Source organism: Bradyrhizobium sp. Kon10, assembly GCF_055807395.1.
The window spans coordinates 118,234-135,586 of sequence record NZ_JBVVOZ010000012.1; the positions used below are offsets into that span (position 1 = coordinate 118,234).

General features: G+C 64.6%; 19 protein-coding genes. 4 read left to right on the top strand and 15 right to left on the bottom strand.

Annotation, left to right across the window (positions count from 1 at the left end; translation table 11 throughout):
- Positions 1 to 1,434, top strand: a complete 1,434-nt coding sequence (locus tag AC0L2O_RS18620) for a serine/threonine protein kinase (RefSeq protein WP_473370709.1) — start codon at positions 1 to 3, stop codon at positions 1,432 to 1,434.
- A 5-nt stretch (positions 1,435 to 1,439) separates the two neighbouring features.
- On the opposite strand, the gene AC0L2O_RS18625 is transcribed toward AC0L2O_RS18620, so the two are convergent.
- The 4 genes from AC0L2O_RS18625 to rpe form a co-directional block, all read right to left on the bottom strand.
- Positions 1,440 to 1,598, bottom strand: a complete 159-nt coding sequence (locus AC0L2O_RS18625; protein ID WP_369722768.1) for a hypothetical protein — start codon at positions 1,596 to 1,598, stop codon at positions 1,440 to 1,442.
- 57 nt (positions 1,599 to 1,655) lie between these two features.
- Complete coding sequence (locus AC0L2O_RS18630; protein WP_369722769.1) at positions 1,656 to 1,829, bottom strand: hypothetical protein; 174 nt, start codon at positions 1,827 to 1,829, stop codon at positions 1,656 to 1,658.
- 4 nt (positions 1,830 to 1,833) lie between these two features.
- Positions 1,834 to 1,971: a hypothetical protein gene (locus tag AC0L2O_RS18635; protein ID WP_369722770.1), complete on the bottom strand. Its 138-nt coding sequence runs from the start codon at positions 1,969 to 1,971 to the stop codon at positions 1,834 to 1,836.
- Between the two features lie 149 nt (positions 1,972 to 2,120).
- Entirely contained in the window at positions 2,121 to 2,822 is a 702-nt protein-coding gene (rpe, locus tag AC0L2O_RS18640; protein WP_473370710.1) for a ribulose-phosphate 3-epimerase, read from the bottom strand.
- Positions 2,823 to 3,075: 253 nt separating this feature from the next.
- On the opposite strand from rpe, the gene AC0L2O_RS18645 reads away from it, so the two are divergent.
- Positions 3,076 to 3,858 (top strand): EF-hand domain-containing protein, encoded by a 783-nt coding sequence (locus AC0L2O_RS18645; RefSeq protein WP_473370711.1) that lies wholly within the window; start codon positions 3,076 to 3,078, stop codon positions 3,856 to 3,858.
- 12 nt (positions 3,859 to 3,870) lie between these two features.
- On the opposite strand, the gene AC0L2O_RS18650 is transcribed toward AC0L2O_RS18645, so the two are convergent.
- Genes AC0L2O_RS18650 through AC0L2O_RS18660 form a run of 3 tightly spaced genes read right to left on the bottom strand, consistent with a single transcriptional unit; the run spans position 3,871 to position 7,987 of the window.
- Positions 3,871 to 4,083: a KTSC domain-containing protein gene (locus AC0L2O_RS18650; protein ID WP_473370712.1), complete on the bottom strand. Its 213-nt coding sequence runs from the start codon at positions 4,081 to 4,083 to the stop codon at positions 3,871 to 3,873.
- A 50-nt stretch (positions 4,084 to 4,133) separates the two neighbouring features.
- Positions 4,134 to 5,129, bottom strand: coding sequence for a P1 family peptidase (locus AC0L2O_RS18655; protein WP_473370713.1), 996 nt, complete (start codon positions 5,127 to 5,129; stop codon positions 4,134 to 4,136).
- Between the two features lie 53 nt (positions 5,130 to 5,182).
- Positions 5,183 to 7,987 carry a PAS domain S-box protein gene (locus AC0L2O_RS18660; RefSeq protein ID WP_473370714.1) on the bottom strand — a complete coding sequence of 935 codons (2,805 nt, stop codon included), beginning with the start codon at positions 7,985 to 7,987 and terminating at the stop codon, positions 5,183 to 5,185.
- Positions 7,988 to 8,226: 239 nt separating this feature from the next.
- Between AC0L2O_RS18660 and AC0L2O_RS18665 the strand changes: the two genes are divergently transcribed.
- The gene (locus tag AC0L2O_RS18665) at positions 8,227 to 8,613 is read left to right on the top strand and encodes a response regulator (protein WP_473370715.1); all 387 of its coding nucleotides are present in this window, start codon (positions 8,227 to 8,229) and stop codon (positions 8,611 to 8,613) included.
- 73 nt (positions 8,614 to 8,686) lie between these two features.
- Here AC0L2O_RS18665 and AC0L2O_RS18670 read toward each other — a convergent pair whose 3' ends face one another.
- The 5 genes from AC0L2O_RS18670 to AC0L2O_RS18690 all read right to left on the bottom strand — a co-directional run bounded on the left by AC0L2O_RS18670 (position 8,687) and on the right by AC0L2O_RS18690 (position 13,786).
- A complete protein-coding gene (locus tag AC0L2O_RS18670; protein ID WP_369722777.1) occupies positions 8,687 to 9,805 on the bottom strand; it encodes a branched-chain amino acid ABC transporter substrate-binding protein in 1,119 nt (372 codons plus the stop codon).
- A 160-nt stretch (positions 9,806 to 9,965) separates the two neighbouring features.
- Positions 9,966 to 10,703, bottom strand: a complete 738-nt coding sequence (locus tag AC0L2O_RS18675; protein ID WP_369722778.1) for an ABC transporter ATP-binding protein — start codon at positions 10,701 to 10,703, stop codon at positions 9,966 to 9,968.
- The gene (locus AC0L2O_RS18680; RefSeq protein WP_369722779.1) at positions 10,703 to 11,536 is read right to left on the bottom strand and encodes an ABC transporter ATP-binding protein; all 834 of its coding nucleotides are present in this window, start codon (positions 11,534 to 11,536) and stop codon (positions 10,703 to 10,705) included. Before AC0L2O_RS18680 ends, AC0L2O_RS18675 begins: the two co-directional genes overlap by 1 nt.
- Complete coding sequence (livM, locus tag AC0L2O_RS18685; RefSeq protein WP_369726720.1) at positions 11,533 to 12,810, bottom strand: high-affinity branched-chain amino acid ABC transporter permease LivM; 1,278 nt, start codon at positions 12,808 to 12,810, stop codon at positions 11,533 to 11,535. Before livM ends, AC0L2O_RS18680 begins: the two co-directional genes overlap by 4 nt.
- Before the next feature lie 58 nt (positions 12,811 to 12,868).
- Complete coding sequence (locus tag AC0L2O_RS18690; protein ID WP_369722780.1) at positions 12,869 to 13,786, bottom strand: ABC transporter permease subunit; 918 nt, start codon at positions 13,784 to 13,786, stop codon at positions 12,869 to 12,871.
- 341 nt (positions 13,787 to 14,127) lie between these two features.
- Here AC0L2O_RS18690 and AC0L2O_RS18695 point away from each other — a divergent pair, with 341 nt between their 5' ends.
- Positions 14,128 to 14,652, top strand: coding sequence for a hypothetical protein (locus AC0L2O_RS18695; RefSeq protein ID WP_369722781.1), 525 nt, complete (start codon positions 14,128 to 14,130; stop codon positions 14,650 to 14,652).
- On the opposite strand, the gene AC0L2O_RS18700 is transcribed toward AC0L2O_RS18695, so the two are convergent.
- The 3 genes from AC0L2O_RS18700 to AC0L2O_RS18710 all read right to left on the bottom strand — a co-directional run bounded on the left by AC0L2O_RS18700 (position 14,614) and on the right by AC0L2O_RS18710 (position 17,310).
- The gene (locus AC0L2O_RS18700; protein ID WP_014494190.1) at positions 14,614 to 15,006 is read right to left on the bottom strand and encodes a carboxymuconolactone decarboxylase family protein; all 393 of its coding nucleotides are present in this window, start codon (positions 15,004 to 15,006) and stop codon (positions 14,614 to 14,616) included. The genes AC0L2O_RS18695 and AC0L2O_RS18700 overlap by 39 nt on opposite strands.
- Before the next feature lie 129 nt (positions 15,007 to 15,135).
- Positions 15,136 to 15,918 (bottom strand): 3-oxoadipate enol-lactonase, encoded by a 783-nt coding sequence (pcaD, locus tag AC0L2O_RS18705; RefSeq protein ID WP_473370716.1) that lies wholly within the window; start codon positions 15,916 to 15,918, stop codon positions 15,136 to 15,138.
- 36 nt (positions 15,919 to 15,954) lie between these two features.
- Positions 15,955 to 17,310, bottom strand: coding sequence for a 3-carboxy-cis,cis-muconate cycloisomerase (locus AC0L2O_RS18710; protein WP_473370717.1), 1,356 nt, complete (start codon positions 17,308 to 17,310; stop codon positions 15,955 to 15,957).
- Positions 17,311 to 17,353 lie beyond the last annotated feature (43 nt).

Consider the following 17,353-nt stretch of genomic DNA (forward strand, 5'->3'; position numbering starts at 1 on the left):
ATGCCAAAACCCCTGGTTAAATCCGGCGCGGAGATCGACGGCTACACCATCGGCGAATGCGTCCATTCCGGCGGCATGGCGACGCTCTGGACCGTCACGCATCCCGGCATCGACGTGCCGCTGCTGATGAAGATCCCGCGGGTCTCGGAGGGCGAGGACCCGGCGGCCATCGTCTCCTTCGAAATGGAGATGATGATTCTGCCGCGGCTCGCAGGCCCCCACGTGCCGGCCTGCTTCGGCACCGGCGATTTTGCCCACCAGGCCTACGCCGTGATCGAGCGCATTCCCGGGACCACGCTCTACAAGCGCCTGCCCGACCTGCCGCTGCCTTACGAGGAGGCGCGGCTGCTGGTGTCGAAGATTGCGGCCGCGCTCGCCGATTTGCACCGGCAGAACGTGATCCATCACGACATCAAGCCGAGCAGCATCATGTTCCGCGATAGCGGCGAGGCGGTGCTGATCGATTATGGCCTGTCGCACCACGACCATTTGCCCGACCTGTTGCAGGCCGAGTTCCGCCTTCCTTACGGCACTGCGCCCTACATGGCGCCGGAACGGCTGCTGGGCGTGCGCGACGATCCCCGCAGCGATCTGTTTTCGCTTGGTGTGCTGCTCTATTTCTTCACGACCGGCGAACGGCCGTTCGGCGAGGGCGAGACGTTGCGCGCGATGCGGCGGAGGCTGTGGCGCGATCCGCAGCCGCCGCGCAAATTGCGCGCCGACTATCCGCCCTGGCTCCAGGAAGTGGTGCTGCGCTGCCTCGAGATCGAGCCGGTCCGGCGCTATCCGACGGCGGCCCAGCTCGCCTTCGATCTTGCTTATCCGGATCAGGTTAGACTCACCGCGCGCTCGGAGCGGACGACGCGCGATCCCCTCAGCGTCGCGTGGCGGCGCCGCTTCAACCAGGACGCCATGCAGCCGCGCGCGAAGGCGGATGTCGCCGAGCAGATCGCCTCGAGCCCCATCCTCACCGTCGCGCTCGATACGGAGGAAGGCGCGCCGGAGCTGAACGAGGCGCTACGCGTGACCACCGAGCGTATCCTGGCAACTCTGCCGTCGGCGCGGCTCGCCTGCGTCAATGTATTGAAGCTCAACCGGATCGCCATCGATCGGACGCTGGACGAGCAGGGCTCCAACAAGCATATCGATCGCCTGGTGGCGCTCCGACACTGGGCCACACCGCTTAAATTGGATGAGAGCCGGTTGTCGGTTCACGTGCTGGAAGCGGTCGATCCCGCCGCCGCGGTGCTGGAGTTCGCCGAGGTCAACCAGGTCGACCATGTCATCATCGGCGCGCGGCAGGGATCGTTCAGGCGCACGCTGCTCGGCAGCGTCTCGGCCAAGGTGGCCGCGGAAGCGAGTTGCACCGTCACCGTGGTGCGGCCGCCGCGAATGGCCGCGGACGCGGCTGAGGCCGACGAGGCGGCCGGCTAGAAGGATCAGACCGCGTGGGCGGCGTGGACGACGCGCTTGCGGCGGATAGGCCAGGTGAACTGCGGACCAGCTTCGCCAAGATCCGGGCAGCCGCCGAAGTACTGGATGATCTCGCGGCAGGGTTCGCAGTTGAAGAGATTACGCGACGCGGATGCCTTGGTCATTTCCTTGAGGCAATTCGGGCAATGCGGTTTCATCGGTCTTGGTCCAGAAAAAAGGTTTCAATGCCGGCGCGGCGACGGATGATCCGGGTCTGCCGTCTCGGGCCCAGTGTCGTCGCGCATGTCGCCCTTGGTGTGTTCGAGCCGGCCGAAGAAATAGTCGAGGTTGGGATGCGGGCGTCGCGGGATGCGGCACCGGCGCTTCGGCTGACGCTTCACGAGTGCGATCTGCATGGCGTCAGGCCGGATAACGGTTGCGACCGATGCTAGGGGAACGCGCCGCGACCTTCACCGGTCCGGCTGATGGGCCAAAAACAACAAATGCACTAAAACCAAGCCACAACGCCACGCCAGTCCAAACCAGGGTCGTCGTCATGATGTGCTCCCGCCAAATCAGGCAGGAATCACTAGCGGTGATTTGCGCGAATCAGGGAAGTCCGGAGGAGTACGGATTCAGGTTGCAATTTTAGGCATTGCGCGCCGCAAACATCCGTAAGAACCGCAGATTGCCGGCGCAGCTGCGCTTCAGATCGCCTCGCCGCGTGCGGCTGCGGCGGCGTTGCGGATCGCCCCGATATTGGTCTTGTACGCCTCCTGCGTGCCGCCCTTGAACACCGAGGTGCCGGCAACGAAGGCGTTGGCGCCGGCCGCGGCAAGCGCGCCCGCCACCTCAGGCCCGACGCCACCGTCGACCTCGATATCGATCGGCCGGCCCGCAACCATGGCGCGGATGTCGCTGATCTTGCCGATCGCGGAGCGGATGAAGGCCTGACCGCCGAAGCCCGGATTGACCGACATCACCAGCACGAGGTCGACCAGGTCGAGCACGTATTCGAGCGCGCCGACCGGCGTGCCCGGATTGAGCGAGACGCCAGCCTTCTTGCCGAGCGCGCGGATCGCTTGCAGCGAGCGGTGAAGATGTGGACCCGCTTCCGCATGCACGGTGATGTGGTCGCAACCGGCCTTGGCGAAGGCCTCGAGATAGGGATCGCAGGGCGAGATCATCAGATGCGCGTCGAAGATCTTCTTTGTGTGCGGGCGCATCGCCTTGATGACGTCGGGGCCGTACGAGATATTGGGAACGAAATGCCCGTCCATCACGTCGAGATGAATCCAGTCGGCGCCGGCGGCATCCACCGCGCGCACCTCTTCGCCGAGCCTCGAGAAATCGGAGGCCAGGATCGAGGGCGCAATTGCCAGGGGTCGGGGGGTGAAGGCTTGGGTCATGGTGCTGTTTCCCGTGGCGGCCGAAAGAGCAATGGGCCTCGCCTAACATGGGCGTTCGCGCCCGGCAATGCAGGGGCGGTGAGCTTCCTGTGGGCGGAAATTCTTGCCGTCTCCGGCATGAATTGCCGATGGTCCCACGCTCCGCAAGGCGCGGTGGAGGCGGATTTCATTGAGCTTTTTGCGCTGGCACGACGCTTGCTGCTTGACCGTCGGAACATTGGCCGCGGCATGCCGCATCGGTTGGAGTTGTGCAATGTTGTTTGCGCTTGGTGCCGTCTCGAGTGCGCTTGATGCCATTCAGTCGCTGACAAACTCGAAATCCTCCTCCTCGGCGCAGAAGACGGGATCGTCGCAAGGCGCGGGCGCCAATCCGTTTGCGATCGACAGCGGCAGCAACAGCACGACCACCGGCGCGATCTCGTCGGTCAATTCCGGCAACGGCGCGCAGATCGCGCCGGAGACGATGAGCGCACTGATCGCCGCACAGAGCCAGTCGTCGGACAGCGCGACCAGCTCGACGTCGTCGAGCTCGGCATCGGCGAGCCGCGACGCTGCGCTGAAGGATCTGTTCTCGCAGATCGATGCGGACGGCGACGGCAAGATCACCAAGTCCGAATTCGAGAAAGCGCTGGGCGCCGGCGGCACCAACACCGCGCAGGCCGACGATGTGTTCTCGAAGCTGGACAAGAATTCCGACGGCAGCGTCAGTCTCGACGAGATGTCGAAGGCGCTGAAGAGCGGCCATCATGGCGGCCACCATCACGCGGGCGGCGCCAGCGGCTCCGGCGATGCGTCCGGCAGCGGCTCGGACTCCTCGTCGCAATCGAGCGGCGGGTCGACCTCGACCACGTCGACGGGTGCCGACGGCTCGACCACCACCACCGTCACCTATCCCGACGGTTTCAAGATGACCACGACGGTACCTGGCACGTCAGCCACCGGCAACTCGCCCTACGACTTGTTCGCACAATTGATGCAACGCCAGGGGCAGGCGTCGTCCGCGTCCTCAGCTTCATCGACATCTATGAGCGTGTGAGCGGATCGGAGGTTAGCCGGCGTGCTCGTGAGTGATCTCACGATAGGGATAGTGATCACGGATTTCGTGGTTGAAGAACGCTCCCTTTGAGCGCGCATCCCTGAACGCGGCAGCCACTTCGGGCGGAACCTCGCTGTAAACATAGACGCGGCCGTTGACGAAAGTCACGTTCAGCTCGCGAGTAGTGGGCGCATAGCGGAAGAAGCGGATCACGGAAGACGGCATGACGGTGCACCTTGGCCCGTCGGAACAACGTGGTGTCAGGCGTTTCGTTGCTACCCGAACCGATTCTTCCATGCGGGCAGCGCGCCGACGAACGGCAGCGCGGTGGCGCTGTGCACGCCGCGTGCGATCGCGCGTGCGACCACGTTGGCGGCGACCGTACCTAGCTCGGTGAGGCCGGCAACGGGCTCGATCGGTTTCGCGCACGTCGCGGCGGCAAACAGCACGTCGCCGTCGGTAGGGGCGTGCACCGGATAGATCGCGCGGGCAAAGCCCGTGTGGGCGATCATCGCCAGCCGCTTGGCTTGCGGCTTGGTCAGCACCGCATCGGTGACGATGACGCCAATCGTGGTGTTTTCGCGCTCGCTCGCGGCAGGCCCGCCCTTGATGCGCATCTTGAGCATGTCGTCCGTGAAGGTCGCAGGCAGTCCATGGCCACCGAACTCGCGGTTGACCTCGAACGGCGCCGCCCAGAACCACGGCCCGTCGCCGACGGTGACGCTGCCCACCGCGTTGACGGCGACGATCGCCGCGACCTTGACGCCGCCGGTCGTCACTGCCGAGGCCGAGCCGATCCCGCCCTTGAACGTCGCGGTGGTGGCTCCCACCCCGGCGCCAACGCTGCCAAGCGCAAACTCTGTGCCGGCGCAAGCCGCCGCGGCGTAGCCGAGGTCGCGATAGGGCGAAAAACGGCCCCAGGCCTTGTCGCCGCCATTGAGAAGATCGAACAGGATCGCACCCGGCACGATCGGAATCAGTGCCTCGCGGACCCGGAAACCGCGCCCCTGTTCGGCGAGCCAGGCCTGGACCCCGCCGCCCGCGTCGAGGCCGAAGGCGGAGCCGCCGGACAGCGCGATCGCGTCGACCCGCTCGACAGTGCCGGCGAGATCGAGCAATGCGTCCTCGCGCGTGCCGGGGCCGCCGCCACGGACGTCGATCGCCGCCACCGCCGGGGCATCGAAGATGATCGCGGTGGTGCCGGAGGCGACTTTTGCGTCCTCGGCATGGCCGACGCGAACGCCGGCAACATCGGTGAGAAGGTTTTTCAAGGACCGCACTCCATGCCGTGCCGTCTCAGCGATAGCGCACGGACGCCGCAGGCTCAACTCGCCAGCGCCGTCCTGAGCATTTTGGCGAGCTCGGACTTGCGGTATGGCTTTGCCAGCAGCAGCACGCCGGAATCGAGCCGGCCGTGGTGGACGATTGCGTTTTCGGTATAGCCCGACGTGAACAGAGTCTTGAGGTCGGGGCGCCGCCGCGCCGCCTCGTCCGCGAGCTGACGGCCGTTCATGTTGCCGGGCATGATGATGTCGGTGAAGAGCAGGTCGATGTCCTTGTCGGCATCGATGATGGTGAGCGCCTCGGCCGCATTGGCGGCTTCGAGCGCGGTATAACCGAGGCTCTTGACCTGAGTCATGACGTATTGCCGTACCAGCGCGTCGTCCTCGACGATCAGGATCTTCTCGTCGCCGCCGGTGATGGGCACGTTCTGGAGCGCCTCGTATTCGGTCTCCTGCACACCCGTGGAGCGCGGCAGGTAGATCTTCACGCTCGTGCCGTGGCCTTCCTCGCTGTAGATCTTGACGTGTCCGCCGGACTGCTTGACGAAGCCGAACACCATGCTGAGCCCGAGTCCCGTGCCCTTGCCGACTTCCTTGGTGGTGAAGAAGGGATCGAACACCCGATCGACCAGCTCGGCCGGAATTCCGGAGCCGGTATCGCTGACCGCGATCATCACGTAATTGCCGGGAGCGACGTCGGCATTCATGCTGGCATAGCCGTCGTCGAGAAAAATGTTGCGTGTCTCCAGCACCAGCGTGCCGCCTTCCGGCATGGCGTCGCGTGCGTTCAGCGCAAGGTTCAAGATCGCGGAGGTGAGCTGGTTGGGGTCGACCAGCGCGGGCCAGGCATCCTCGGTCAGCTGCGGCGTGATGGTGATCTGCTCGCCCAAAGTGGGATGCAGCAGCTTCGCGGCTTCGAGCGCCAGGGCATTGACGTCGATCTCGCGCGGCTGGAGCGGCTGCTTGCGGGCGAAGGCGAGCAGATGCTTGGTCAGCTGCGCGCCGCGCTCGGCGGCGTCGTCGATCAGCCTGGTGATGGCGGCGAGCTCGGGGCGGTCGGCAACGGCGTCCGCCAGGATGCCGATCGTGCCGGTGATGACGGTCAGCACGTTGTTGAAATCGTGGGCGACGCCGCCGGTCAGCTGGCCGATGGCGTCCATCTTCTGGACCTGCCTGAATTGTGCCTCTGCGGCTTGTTTGTCGGTCAGGTCGCGGCCAATGAAGAAATGGCGCTTGACCGGCTCGGACCACGTCCCCATCCAGTTCAGCGTGACCTCGTGACCGTCATAGTGGTAGTAGCGCGCCTCGAAGCTGCGTTTGATCTGGCCGCGGCGCGCCTCGCGCATCTCATGGCGGGTCCTTTCGAGATCGTCGGGATGGATGAACTCGGTCGCGCTGTGCCCGATCATATCGTCCGGGCTGAAGCCGAGGATGTCCTTCACGCTCGGGCTGACCTGGATGAAATTGCCAAAGCCGTCGGTCACCAGGATCAGATCCTGCGAGGTCTCGAAGATGCGCTGGCGCTCCTCGATTTCGCGGCGCAGTTTCTCCCGTGATTGCTTCTCCTCGGTGATGTCATGGGCGATCTTGGAAACCCCGATGATCTCTCCGCTGGCCGATCTCAACGGGGAAATATTCAGAACGACGTCAACTTGGCGGCCGTCATTCCGGATCCGGACCGTCTCGTGCTGGCCGATCGACTCGTTGCTGCTGATCCGGTTGAGAATACCTCTGACTTCGGCCTTCCGGTCCGGCGGCACGATGAGGTCGATCGGCTGCCCGACCGCCTCACTGGCGGAATAGCCGAACAGGCGTTCGGCAGCACTGTTCCAGCCCGTGATGACGCCATCCAGCGACTGGGTGATGATGGCATCGTTGGAGGATTCGACCACGGCACCGTACAGCGCAAGGCGCTTGCCATAGAAGTCACGGTCCAGGGCCGATTGTTCGCGCAGCCTGCCGACCAGACCGACCGTTTGCGCCTGGAGGCGAACGTTCTCGATCAGCAGCACGGCGAGCACGAAGCTCGATGCGCCGAGGCTGTAGAGGCGGCCGGCGTAGAAGCCGAGATCGTAGCGAGCGACGTTGACGATCGCCGACAGGCCGATGTCGAATAGCCAGGCGCACATCGTGACCATGAGCCAGACGTCGATCACGCTGTGCGGCTTGCGGAACCACAGCGCTATCAGCGCTGCGAAGCTCAACGACCAGATGAACGATACCACCCCGGTCATGGTCGTGGTGTAGCGACCGTCTTTGAGCAGGACTGGCAGCAGATCGTGCTGCGCCGTAGCCACCCAGGTGATGGCGGTCATCGCCACGACCACACCGAGGACGGCGAGCGCGATCGAACGCTCGGTCGATCCCTCGATCTTGTTGCCACCGCTACCGTCCTTCAGCCAGCTATAGGCCAGCACGAACAGCGGGAACCCACCGTGACAGATCATGTAGAGCCAGATCGAGGTCTGTGAGCTGGCGCCCAGCAGTCCGGCCGGGGCGAACAGCCCGGGAAAGGTGAGGGCGTGGCTCGTAGCCGCCGCGGCCGTGAACAGATATCCCGCAGCCAGCCACAGCAGCGCGCGGCTGCGCAGGATCGCGAATTGTGACAGCAGCAGAACTGCGGTGATGATGTCGATGACCGCGAGGGCCGACTGGCAGCTGGCCAGGAACGCCGGCATTTGCATCAGCGGCGTACCCGCGAACGGAGCGGCCACCGCGAACAGGATCGTGGAGATGCCCACAATCGCCAATGCTGCAGTGCGATCGCTCTGCGTGGCGGGCAGCGTCGAAAGGAAAGTGCTTCGATCGTTCTTTGCGTGCACGTTGACCTCTCGCTCGGTCGGCATAGGGTATCCTTCAGGACTTCGTCGGCCGGCTTGCCCTGGTCTCCATGGTAACGCGCTCCGGGCACCAGTCCCAAGAGGACATGCCCACGACTCAACCGAAGGTTACAGTTTACTTAATTTGCGAAGGGATGCGGAACAGGGAATCGGTAAGGTTGGCTTTACTGAACGGACCCATACTGCCTTGGGCAGGCCGCCGTTGGATTGAACCAATTAATGTTACGAATCCGGGAGTTGTTCCCATGCCCCGTGTCCTAATTGTCGACGATCAGAAGGACGTCCGCGCCATGGTCGCCATCGTGCTCCGGGTCAACCACTATGACGTGGTCGAGGCGGACAGCGGGGCGGCCGGCCTGAAGGCCTTCAGCGAGAGCGCTTTCGACGCTGCGATTGTCGACATTTTCCTGGCCGAAACCAGCGGCGTCGACCTCATGGCGACCATTCGCGAGCGGGTTCCAGGATTCCCGATCGTGGCGATCTCCGGCATGACGGCGCTGGATTTCATCGGCGAAGCACCCGGCCTTGCCGATGTGGTCTGCCTGCAAAAGCCGTTTCGGCCCAACGACCTGCTGCAGGCGCTCCAGAAGGCGCAACAAGCGGCGCGCGGAGAATTTTCCGCGGCCGTCTGACCGCGCTTGAAAAGACAACGCCCCGGCGGACCGGGGCGTTGGTGACATCTGGTAAAAGGTCAGGCGTCCTGTCTCAGGTGCCGTTGCCCTTGATCTCGGAGTAACCGCCCTTGGCGTCCCACTTGTAGACGACATAGTCGAGCTGCTTGATGTCGCCCTTGGAGTCATACTCGATCGGGCCGATCACGGTGTCCCACTTGCCGGCCTTGATGGCCGCCATGACCTTCTTGGCATCGGTGGTGCCGGCCTTCTTGGCTGCCTGCGACCAGACCTGCATCGCCGCATAGGTGTAGAGCGTGTAGCCCTCAGGGTCGATGTTCTTGGCCTTGAAGGCGTCGACGATCTTCTTTGCGGTCGCCTTCTCGCGCGGATCGGGACCGAAGGTGAACAACGTGCCTTCACCGGCAGGGCCGGTGATGGAGGCGTACTCCTTGTCGGCAAGCGCGTCGCCGGCCATCAGGATCGTCTTGAGCCCCTGGTCGCGCATCTGGCGCAGGATCAGGCCGCTTTCCTGATGGTAACCGCCGACATAGACGAGATCGATATTGTCGCGCTTCAGGCGCGAGACGATCGCGTTGAAGTCCTTGTCGCCCTTGTTGTAGGACTCGTACATCTTCTCGGTGATGCCGGCCTTGTTGAGCGCCTTCTTGGTTTCATCGGCCAGACCCTTGCCATAGGTGGTCTTGTCGTTGAGGATCGCGATGTTCTTGCCCTTGAAGTTCTTGGCGATGTACTGGGCCGCGACCAGGCCCTGCTGGTCGTCGCGGCCGCAGACGCGCGCCACGTTCCACAGTCCGCTATCGGTGAACTTCGGATTGGTGGAGGCGGGGGTAATCTGGAGCACGTTGCCGTCGGCATAGGCCTCCGAGGCCGGGATCGACGAGGACGAGCAATAGTGCCCGGCGACGAACGGGATCTTCGCGCTCGCGATCTTCTCGGCGACCGAGCGTGCCTGCTTCGGATCGCAGGCGTCGTCCTCGATATCGAGCGCGAGTTTCTTGCCATTGACGCCGCCGGCCGCGTTGATGTCAGCCACGGCCATTTCGGCACCGTTCTTCATCTGGCGGCCGAAGGCCGACTCGCCGCCGGTCATCGGGCCTGCGACTGCGATGGTGACATCCTGCGCGAACGCCGCGCTCGACAGCGCGATAGACGCACCGAATGCCAGACCGATGAGCTTGAGTGATTTCATGAGATACCTCGCGGGGTGGTCGCCTGTGGAAGTTGCCGGGGATGCCCGGTCCAAACCGGCGCCATTGTTGAATGAATCTTCGGAGAAGTCACCGGCAAAATACGGACATGCGCGGAGATATCGCCATATTCGGCCGGACGGGGTCCGGCATTGGGCGGCCTCAGCCGTGCCGCCCGCCTTCCAGATAGGCGGCGCGAATTTCGGGACGCTGCAACAACTCGGCGCCGGTTCCCGCCAGCGTAATCAGGCCATTGACCATGACGTAGCCGCGATGCGCGAGCTTGAGCGCATGGTTGGCGTTCTGCTCGACGATCAGGACGGTCAGGCCATCCTGCCGGTTCAAGGCGCGGATCGCGTCAAAAATCTGCCGGGCGATCAGCGGCGCCAGCCCGAGCGAGGGTTCATCGAGCAGGAGCAGGCGAGGGCGGCTCATCAAAGCGCGGCCGATCGCCAGCATCTGCTGCTCGCCCCCGGACAGCGTGCCGCCGCGCTGGACGTAGCGCTCCTTCAGCCGCGGAAACAGCGAGAAGACGCGCGCAAGCGTCGCCTCCCGCTCGGCCTCGGTGCATGAGGTGGCGTCCGCTCCCATCTGGAGGTTTTCCGCCACGCTCATGCGCGGGAAGATGCGGCGGCCTTCCGGCGCTTGCGCGATGCGCAAATGCGCGATCTCGTGGGTCGGAACGTCGGTGATGTCGCGGCCTTCGTACAGGATCTGGCCGGCGCGGGCGCGCGGCTTGCCGAAAATCGTCATCATCAGCGTCGACTTGCCGGCGCCGTTGGCGCCGATCAGGGCGACGATCTCGCCGGCATTGATCTCGACGTCGACGCCCTTGAGCGCCTCGATCTTGCCATAGGCGGCATGCAGGCCACGGATCGCGAGCAGGGGAGCAGGCGCCATCACGAGCCGCTCTCCATCACGGCCACGGCCTCTTCCTCGTCGGTGCCGAGATAGGCTGCGATCACCTTGGGGTCGTCGCGGACCGCGCGCGGCGATCCTTCAGCGATCTTCACGCCATGGTCCATCACCACGATGTGGTCGGAGATCTCCATCACCACGGACATGTCGTGCTCGATCAGCAGGATCGAGGTGCCGAGTTCGTTGCGGATCGAAAGCAGCAGCTCGCTCAGGGCGGCGCTTTCACGCGCATTGAGGCCGGCGGCGGGTTCGTCCAGGCACAGCAGCGCGGGCTCGGTGCACATCGCGCGCGCGATCTCGAGCCGCCGCTGGTCGCCATAGGCGAGATTGCCGGCGGCATCGTCGGCGCGGTCGAGCAGGTTGATCCGCTTGAGCCAGTCAGTGGCGAGCTCGATCGCGTGCTTTTCGGCGTCGCGGTAGGTCGGCGCACCGATCAGGCCGAGGAAGGTGAAGCCGGAGGCGAGCATCAACGCGTTGTGCTGCGCCACCATCAGGTTTTCCAGCGCGGTCATGCCGGGAAACAGGCGGATGTTCTGGAAGGTGCGGGCCACCTTGGCCTGCTTCGCGATGCGAAAATCGTTCAGCCGCTCCAGCGCGATGACCTTGCCGTCGTCATGGGTGAGGCGGATGGTGCCGCCGCTCGGCTTGTAAAAACCCGTGATGCAGTTGAACACGGTGGTCTTGCCGGCGCCGTTCGGTCCGATCAATGCCGTGATCTTGTTCCGCTCGGCCGCGAGCGAGAGCTCCTGCACGGCGACGATGCCGCCGAAGCGCATGGTGAGCTGGTCGACCTTAAGGATTGTCTCGCCGCTCATCCGTGCCCTTCCTTGACGAGGTCGGACGAGATCGCCTGAGCCTTGGTCAGAAACACGGTCGGCGCGCGATGGCCGATCAGGCCGCGCGGCCGCCAGATCATGATCAGCACCATGGCAATGCCAAACACCAGCATGCGGTAGGTCTCGAGGCTGCGGAACAGCTCGAAGCCGCCGATCATGGCGAGTGCTGCGAGCGCCACGCCGAGCTGCGAGCCCATGCCGCCGAGCACGACGATGGCGAGCACCAGCGCCGATTCCTGGAAGGTAAAAGATTCCGGGCTGATGAAGCCCTGCCGCGTGGCGAAGAATGCGCCGGCAAAGCCGCCGAACATCGCCCCGGTCGCGAACGCGGTGAGCTTTGTGGTCGTGGTGTTGATGCCGAGCGCGCGGCAGGCGACTTCGTCCTCGCGCAATGCCTCCCAGGCCCGGCCGATCGGCAGGCGGCGCAACCGGATCGTGACCCAGTTGGTGAGAAGCGCGAGCGCCAGGATCAGGTAAAACAGGAAGACGATGCGATGGGTCGGCGAATATTCGATGCCGAGCTTGGCGGCGAGCCCGTTGTCGCTGTTATCGAGCGGGATGCCGAAGAAGGAGGGGCGCGGAATGTTGGAGACACCGTTGGGCCCGCCGGTCAAATCCTGCCAGTTGATGATGACGAGGCGGATGATCTCGCCGAAGGCGAGCGTCACGATGGCGAGATAATCGCCGCGCAGTCGCAGCACGGGGAAGCCAAGCAGTACGCCCCAGAACGCGGCCAGGATGCCGGCGAGCGGCAGGCACACCCAGAAAGACCAGCCGAAATTGGTGGCCAGCAGCGCGTAGGAATAGGCGCCCACCGCATAGAACGCGACGTAGCCGAGATCGAGCAGGCCGGCGAGGCCGACCACCACGTTCAGCCCCCAGCCCAGCATCACATAGGTGAGCACGAGGATCGCGAGGTCGAGGATGTAGCGCTGGTCATAGAAGATCACCGGCACCAGCACCGTGAAAATCAGGAGCGCCGGGGCGACATAGCGGCCGAGCAACGACATTCCGCTTTGCACCGCGGGTGGCACCAGCTTTTCGGCACCGGTCGGAGCGATCCACTGACGCAACAGCTCGATCACGATCGAACCGCCAAAAACGGCAGCGACAATCGATGCAAGATCGCCGAAGCGGGTCCAATAGGTGAGTTGGCCGTCGGAGCCCGCCTCGGTGCGGATGCCGATCATCAGCGAGAACAACACCAGCGCGATCAGTGCATTGATGAAGGCGGTCTTCAGAAGGGCGGGGATGCCGGCGGTGCGACTGGCGTGCGTGGTCTTGGGCGGAGTGGGTGTCACGCGGCGGCCGTCAGACTTTTTCGACTTCGGGACGGCCGAGCAGGCCGGTCGGCATGAAGATCAGCACGACGATCAGGATCGAGAACGCCGCGACGTCCTTGTACTCGACCGAGAAATAGGCCGACCAGAACGTCTCGATCAGGCCAATGGCGAGGCCACCGAGCATGGCGCCGGGGAGCGAGCCGATGCCGCCGAGCACGGCAGCGGTGAACGCCTTGATGCCGGCGACAAAGCCCATGAAGAAATCGACCAGGCCGTAGTAGAGCAGGTACATCAGGCCCGCGACCGCGGCGAGCGCCGCACCGATCACGAACGTCATGGAGATGGTGCGGTCGACGTTCACGCCGAGCAGCGCCGCCATGGTCTGGTCCTGCTCGCAGGCGCGCATGTCGCGCCCGAGCCGGGTGTGCGAGACCAGCCAGGTGAAGATCGCCAGCAGCACGATGGTGGTGACGACCACCATGATCTGGATGTTGGAGAGCTGGATCACGAAGCCGTTCGCGCTTTCATGCAGCGTGTAGCCGCCGGTGATGAAGGGCGGGATCGGCTTGACCCGGGCGCCTTGCGCCACCTGCGAGTAATTGGTCAGCACGAAGGACATCCCGATCGCCGACAGCATCGGGGCGAGGCGGAAGGAGTGGCGGAGCGGCCGGTAGGCGATGCGCTCGATGGTCCAGCCGTAGAGGGCTGTGATCGCCATCGAGACCAGCAGCACGATGAGCAGGATCACCGGGATCGCGGTCAAGCCGGTCGAGATCAGGAGCAGGAAAGTGATCAGGGCGACGAAGCCGCCGATCATGAAAATGTCGCCATGGGCAAAGTTGATCATGCCGACGATGCCATAGACCATCGTGTAGCCGATCGCGATCAGGCCATAGATCGAGCCGAGCACGAGACCGTTGATGAGCTGCTGGGTGAAATAATCCATAGGCTGCCGTTTACCCTGACACCGCTCAAAGGGAGCTCTTGAGAAAGAGTTCTTCAAGTTTTCTTCTTGGGCCCCGGCAGCCCTTGAGCATTCTTCCCGTTTTGTAACAGGAGGGAACTGGCGCCCGCAACTGGCGATGCGGGGGCATGATAGTTTGTACAGAGGTCATTTTCGTGTTCCGCCCTCCCGTGTTCTGGAGGAAACCGGGGTTCCGTATCCGGCGGACGGGGCGATTAAGGTAAACAAAGGGTTTAAATTGCCGCCACAGTCCGATGCGAGTTAGCTCCCCGCAAAGCCGTCGCCTTCCGTCGAAGGCTTCAGGCCAACGAAGCGGGAAGCGGATGTTCAGGAACTGGCGGATCGGCTCGGTCAACGGCGCGCTGCTGGCGGCGTATTTCATTCCGGCCTGGACGCTGGTCGCCTTCAACATCGTGGTGGCGCCGGTGCACGGCCTCTACGAGCGCCCGAGCGTCGCGGTCGCACTGTTCCTCAGCGACAATCTCCAAATGTCCGGCATCGGCACGGTGCGCGCCGCCTGGCTCCTGGCACTTGGACGGCTGACCGTGGTGGCGTTCTTTGCGATCTATCTCGCGCTTCTCTGCATTCCCCGCACCCGCAAGTCTGGCGGCAGCGACGAGGCGCTCGGCATCGGGCTGGCGATCGGCAGCCTGATCTCGTTTGCGAGCATGGTGATGGCCTCGAAGGTCGGCGAGATGGCCGCACTGCGGCTGCACGCCACCGAGCTCCTGCTCTTGCTCGGTGCTGCCATCGTCCTGGTGATCGAACGCCCGGAGGCGCCGCCGCGGACCGCCGCGGCTGCGGCGCCGCTAGCTCTTGAGCAGGCCGAGCTCCTGCACAATCGCTGAGGCTTCCTTCACGGCGTGGTTCGCCGCCGGGACTCCGCAATAGATCGCCTGCTGCAGCAGAATTTCCTTGATGTCATCGGGGGTGAAGCCGCCTTCGGCCAGCGCCGCGCGCACATGCAGGCGGAATTCGTCCCATTGCCCGAGCGCGACCATGGTGCCGATCACCAGCACCCGCCGGGTGCGCTCGTCGAAATGCGGCCGGGTCCAGATCTCGCCCCAGGCGTAGCGCGTGATCATGTCCTGGAAATCGGTATTGAAGGCGTTGCGGTTGGCGATCGACTTGTCGACCCAGGCATTTCCGAGCACTTTTCGGCGCACATTCATGCCGGCATCGCGGCGCTTCTGGTCGTCCATGGTCTTTCCTCCGGATCAGTCATTCCGGGGCGCCTCGGAGAGGCGAACCCGGAATCTGGAAGTGGGTGAAATGCGGATCGAGATTCCGGGTTCGATGCTTCGCATCGCACCGGAATGACGATGGCGCGATCAGCGCTGCGTCAGGAACCCCACCACCGCGTCCGTGAACGCGTGCGGCTGCTCGACATTGGAAATGTGGGCGGCGTCGATGATGGTCATGCTCGCGCCGGGAATTTTTGAGCGGATCAGTTCGCCCGCCGAGATCGGCGTTGCCATGTCGTGGCGGCCGGCGATCACCAGCGTCGGGCTCTTGATGCGGGCCAGCAGATCGCGCTGGTCGAGCGTCGAGAGCGCCTCGCAGCAGGCGAGATAACCCTCGACGGGGCTCGCGAGCAGCATCGCCTTCATCCTGGCGGCGATCTGCGGCTCGCGCTCGCGGAAATCGGCGGTCAGCCAGCCGGCGATGACGGCGTCGGCCACCGCTGCGATGCCGCCTTTCTTCACCGCCTCGCTGCGTTCCAGCCATTTGGTCGGCTCCGCATAGTAGCAGGAAGTGTTGGCAAGGATCAGTCTGCCGAATCGTTCAGGCGCGTTCGCGCCGAGCCATTGCCCGACCATGCCGCCCATCGAAAGGCCGCACCAATGCACCTTCTCGATGTTGAGATCGTCGAGGATCGCGAGCACGTCGCGGCCGAAGCGTTCCATAGAGTAGGGGCCGGACGGCACTCCGGACTTGCCGTGGCCGCGGCGGTCGTAGCGGATGACGCGGAACACCTGCGTCAGCGCCTTCATCTGCGGCTCCCACATCTGCAGCGTGCAGCCGAGCGAGTTGGAGAGCATCAAGGTCGGCCCGCCGTCGCGACCCTCGACGGAGACGTTGAGCAGGCAACCGTCGGCATCGATCATGGGCATTGCGACGTCTCCGTTTGATGTGCGCTCACGGCTGCTCTATTCGCGATCGAGGCTGTCGAGCAGCCGGTCGATGAGAGCTTGCGAGACGCCTTGATAGGCCATCGGTTCGAACAATGCCGCAATTTTCTGCGGCGCAAGATGCGCCGTGACCTGCGAATCGCCTGACAGGACCTCGCGCAGATGCTTCTTCTCCGCGAGCGCGCGCTTGCTCGCGGCCTCGACCAGATGATGCGCATCGCTCTTGCCGATCTTTTCGGCCAGCGCAAAGGTGACCGCTTCGGCCATGATGAGCCCGTGGGTCGCATCGAGATTGCTGCGCATGCGCGCGACGTCGACCTCGAGCCCTTCGGCGATGTCGACGATGGCCGTGAGCGCGCCCGAGGTGACCAGCATCAGCTGCGGCAGCGTCGGCCATTCCGCATGCCAGGGCCCGGCGCTGCGCTCGTGGTCCTGCACCTGGGCCGCAAAAATTGTCGCGGCGAGCTGCGGGGCCATGGTCGCACAGCCGAGCGCGCTTGCGGCCGCGACCGGGTTGCGCTTGTGCGGCATGGTCGAGGAGCCGCCGCGGCCCTCGCCGGCGGGCTCAAAGGCTTCCGCGACGTCGGTCTGCATCATCAGCGAGACGTCGCGTGCGATCTTGCCGCAGCTTCCGGCGAGAATCGCGAAACACGACGCAGCCTCCGCGATCCGGTCGCGATGGGTGTGCCAGGGCGCCTCGGGCAGCGGCAGATTGAGCTCCTGTGCCAGCCGTTCGGCTACCATGAGCCCCCTGTCGCCGAGCGCTGCGAGGGTGCCGGCGGCACCGCCGAATTGCAGCGCGAGCCCGTCGCGACGCAGCCGCCTCAGCCGGCAGCGCGCACGGGCGAGGCTTGCGGCATATTCGGCGGCCTTGAGCCCGAACGGCATCGGCAGCGCGTGCTGGAGCCAGGTCCGTGCCACCATCGCGGTGTTGCGATGAGTGCGCGCAAGCGCGGCAAAACCCTTGATGGCACGGCTGAGGTCGGCGTCCAGCGCATCGATGCCTGCGCGCAGCGTCAGCATGGTCGCGGTGTCGATGACGTCCTGGCTGGTCGCGCCCCAATGCACGTAGCGCGCGGCCTCTGCGTCGGTCTTGCCGACATTCGCAGTCAGCGCCTTGACCAGGGGAATCGCCAGATTGCCCGAGCGCACCGCGGCCTGCGCCAGCGCGGCGAGGTCGAAAGTATCCGCCTTGCAGGCGGCTTCGATCGGGCCCACTGCGCTCTCGGGAATCACGCCCGTGGCGGCTTCGGCCCGCGCCAAAGTTGCCTCAAAATCGAGCATGTTCTGCAGGGTGGAGCGGTCGTCGCAGACCGCGCGCATGGCCGCGCTCGACAGCATCGGCGCGAGCAGGGGGGAGAGGGATGTGCTCATGTTGTGCGCGACCTAACCACCATGGGCCGGCTCTGCCAATCCC

What these genes read in the sequence shown, in the direction of transcription:
- AC0L2O_RS18670 (WP_369722777.1), bottom strand. Translation starts at nt 9,805, where the DNA reads ATGAAATCACTCAAGCTCATCGGTCTGGCATTCGGTGCGTCTATCGCG.
- pcaD (WP_473370716.1), bottom strand. Translation starts at nt 15,918, where the DNA reads ATGCCCATGATCGATGCCGACGGTTGCCTGCTCAACGTCTCCGTCGAG.
- AC0L2O_RS18650 (WP_473370712.1), bottom strand. Translation starts at nt 4,083, where the DNA reads ATGCCGTCTTCCGTGATCCGCTTCTTCCGCTATGCGCCCACTACTCGC.
- rpe (WP_473370710.1), bottom strand. Translation starts at nt 2,822, where the DNA reads ATGACCCAAGCCTTCACCCCCCGACCCCTGGCAATTGCGCCCTCGATC.
- AC0L2O_RS18680 (WP_369722779.1), bottom strand. Translation starts at nt 11,536, where the DNA reads ATGAGCGGCGAGACAATCCTTAAGGTCGACCAGCTCACCATGCGCTTC.
- AC0L2O_RS18620 (WP_473370709.1), top strand. Translation starts at nt 1, where the DNA reads ATGCCAAAACCCCTGGTTAAATCCGGCGCGGAGATCGACGGCTACACC.
- AC0L2O_RS18645 (WP_473370711.1), top strand. Translation starts at nt 3,076, where the DNA reads ATGTTGTTTGCGCTTGGTGCCGTCTCGAGTGCGCTTGATGCCATTCAG.
- AC0L2O_RS18690 (WP_369722780.1), bottom strand. Translation starts at nt 13,786, where the DNA reads ATGGATTATTTCACCCAGCAGCTCATCAACGGTCTCGTGCTCGGCTCG.
- AC0L2O_RS18710 (WP_473370717.1), bottom strand. Translation starts at nt 17,310, where the DNA reads ATGAGCACATCCCTCTCCCCCCTGCTCGCGCCGATGCTGTCGAGCGCG.
- AC0L2O_RS18665 (WP_473370715.1), top strand. Translation starts at nt 8,227, where the DNA reads ATGCCCCGTGTCCTAATTGTCGACGATCAGAAGGACGTCCGCGCCATG.
- AC0L2O_RS18635 (WP_369722770.1), bottom strand. Translation starts at nt 1,971, where the DNA reads ATGACGACGACCCTGGTTTGGACTGGCGTGGCGTTGTGGCTTGGTTTT.
- AC0L2O_RS18700 (WP_014494190.1), bottom strand. Translation starts at nt 15,006, where the DNA reads ATGGACGACCAGAAGCGCCGCGATGCCGGCATGAATGTGCGCCGAAAA.
- AC0L2O_RS18675 (WP_369722778.1), bottom strand. Translation starts at nt 10,703, where the DNA reads ATGGCGCCTGCTCCCCTGCTCGCGATCCGTGGCCTGCATGCCGCCTAT.
- AC0L2O_RS18660 (WP_473370714.1), bottom strand. Translation starts at nt 7,987, where the DNA reads ATGCCGACCGAGCGAGAGGTCAACGTGCACGCAAAGAACGATCGAAGC.
- AC0L2O_RS18625 (WP_369722768.1), bottom strand. Translation starts at nt 1,598, where the DNA reads ATGACCAAGGCATCCGCGTCGCGTAATCTCTTCAACTGCGAACCCTGC.
- AC0L2O_RS18630 (WP_369722769.1), bottom strand. Translation starts at nt 1,829, where the DNA reads ATGCAGATCGCACTCGTGAAGCGTCAGCCGAAGCGCCGGTGCCGCATC.
- AC0L2O_RS18695 (WP_369722781.1), top strand. Translation starts at nt 14,128, where the DNA reads ATGTTCAGGAACTGGCGGATCGGCTCGGTCAACGGCGCGCTGCTGGCG.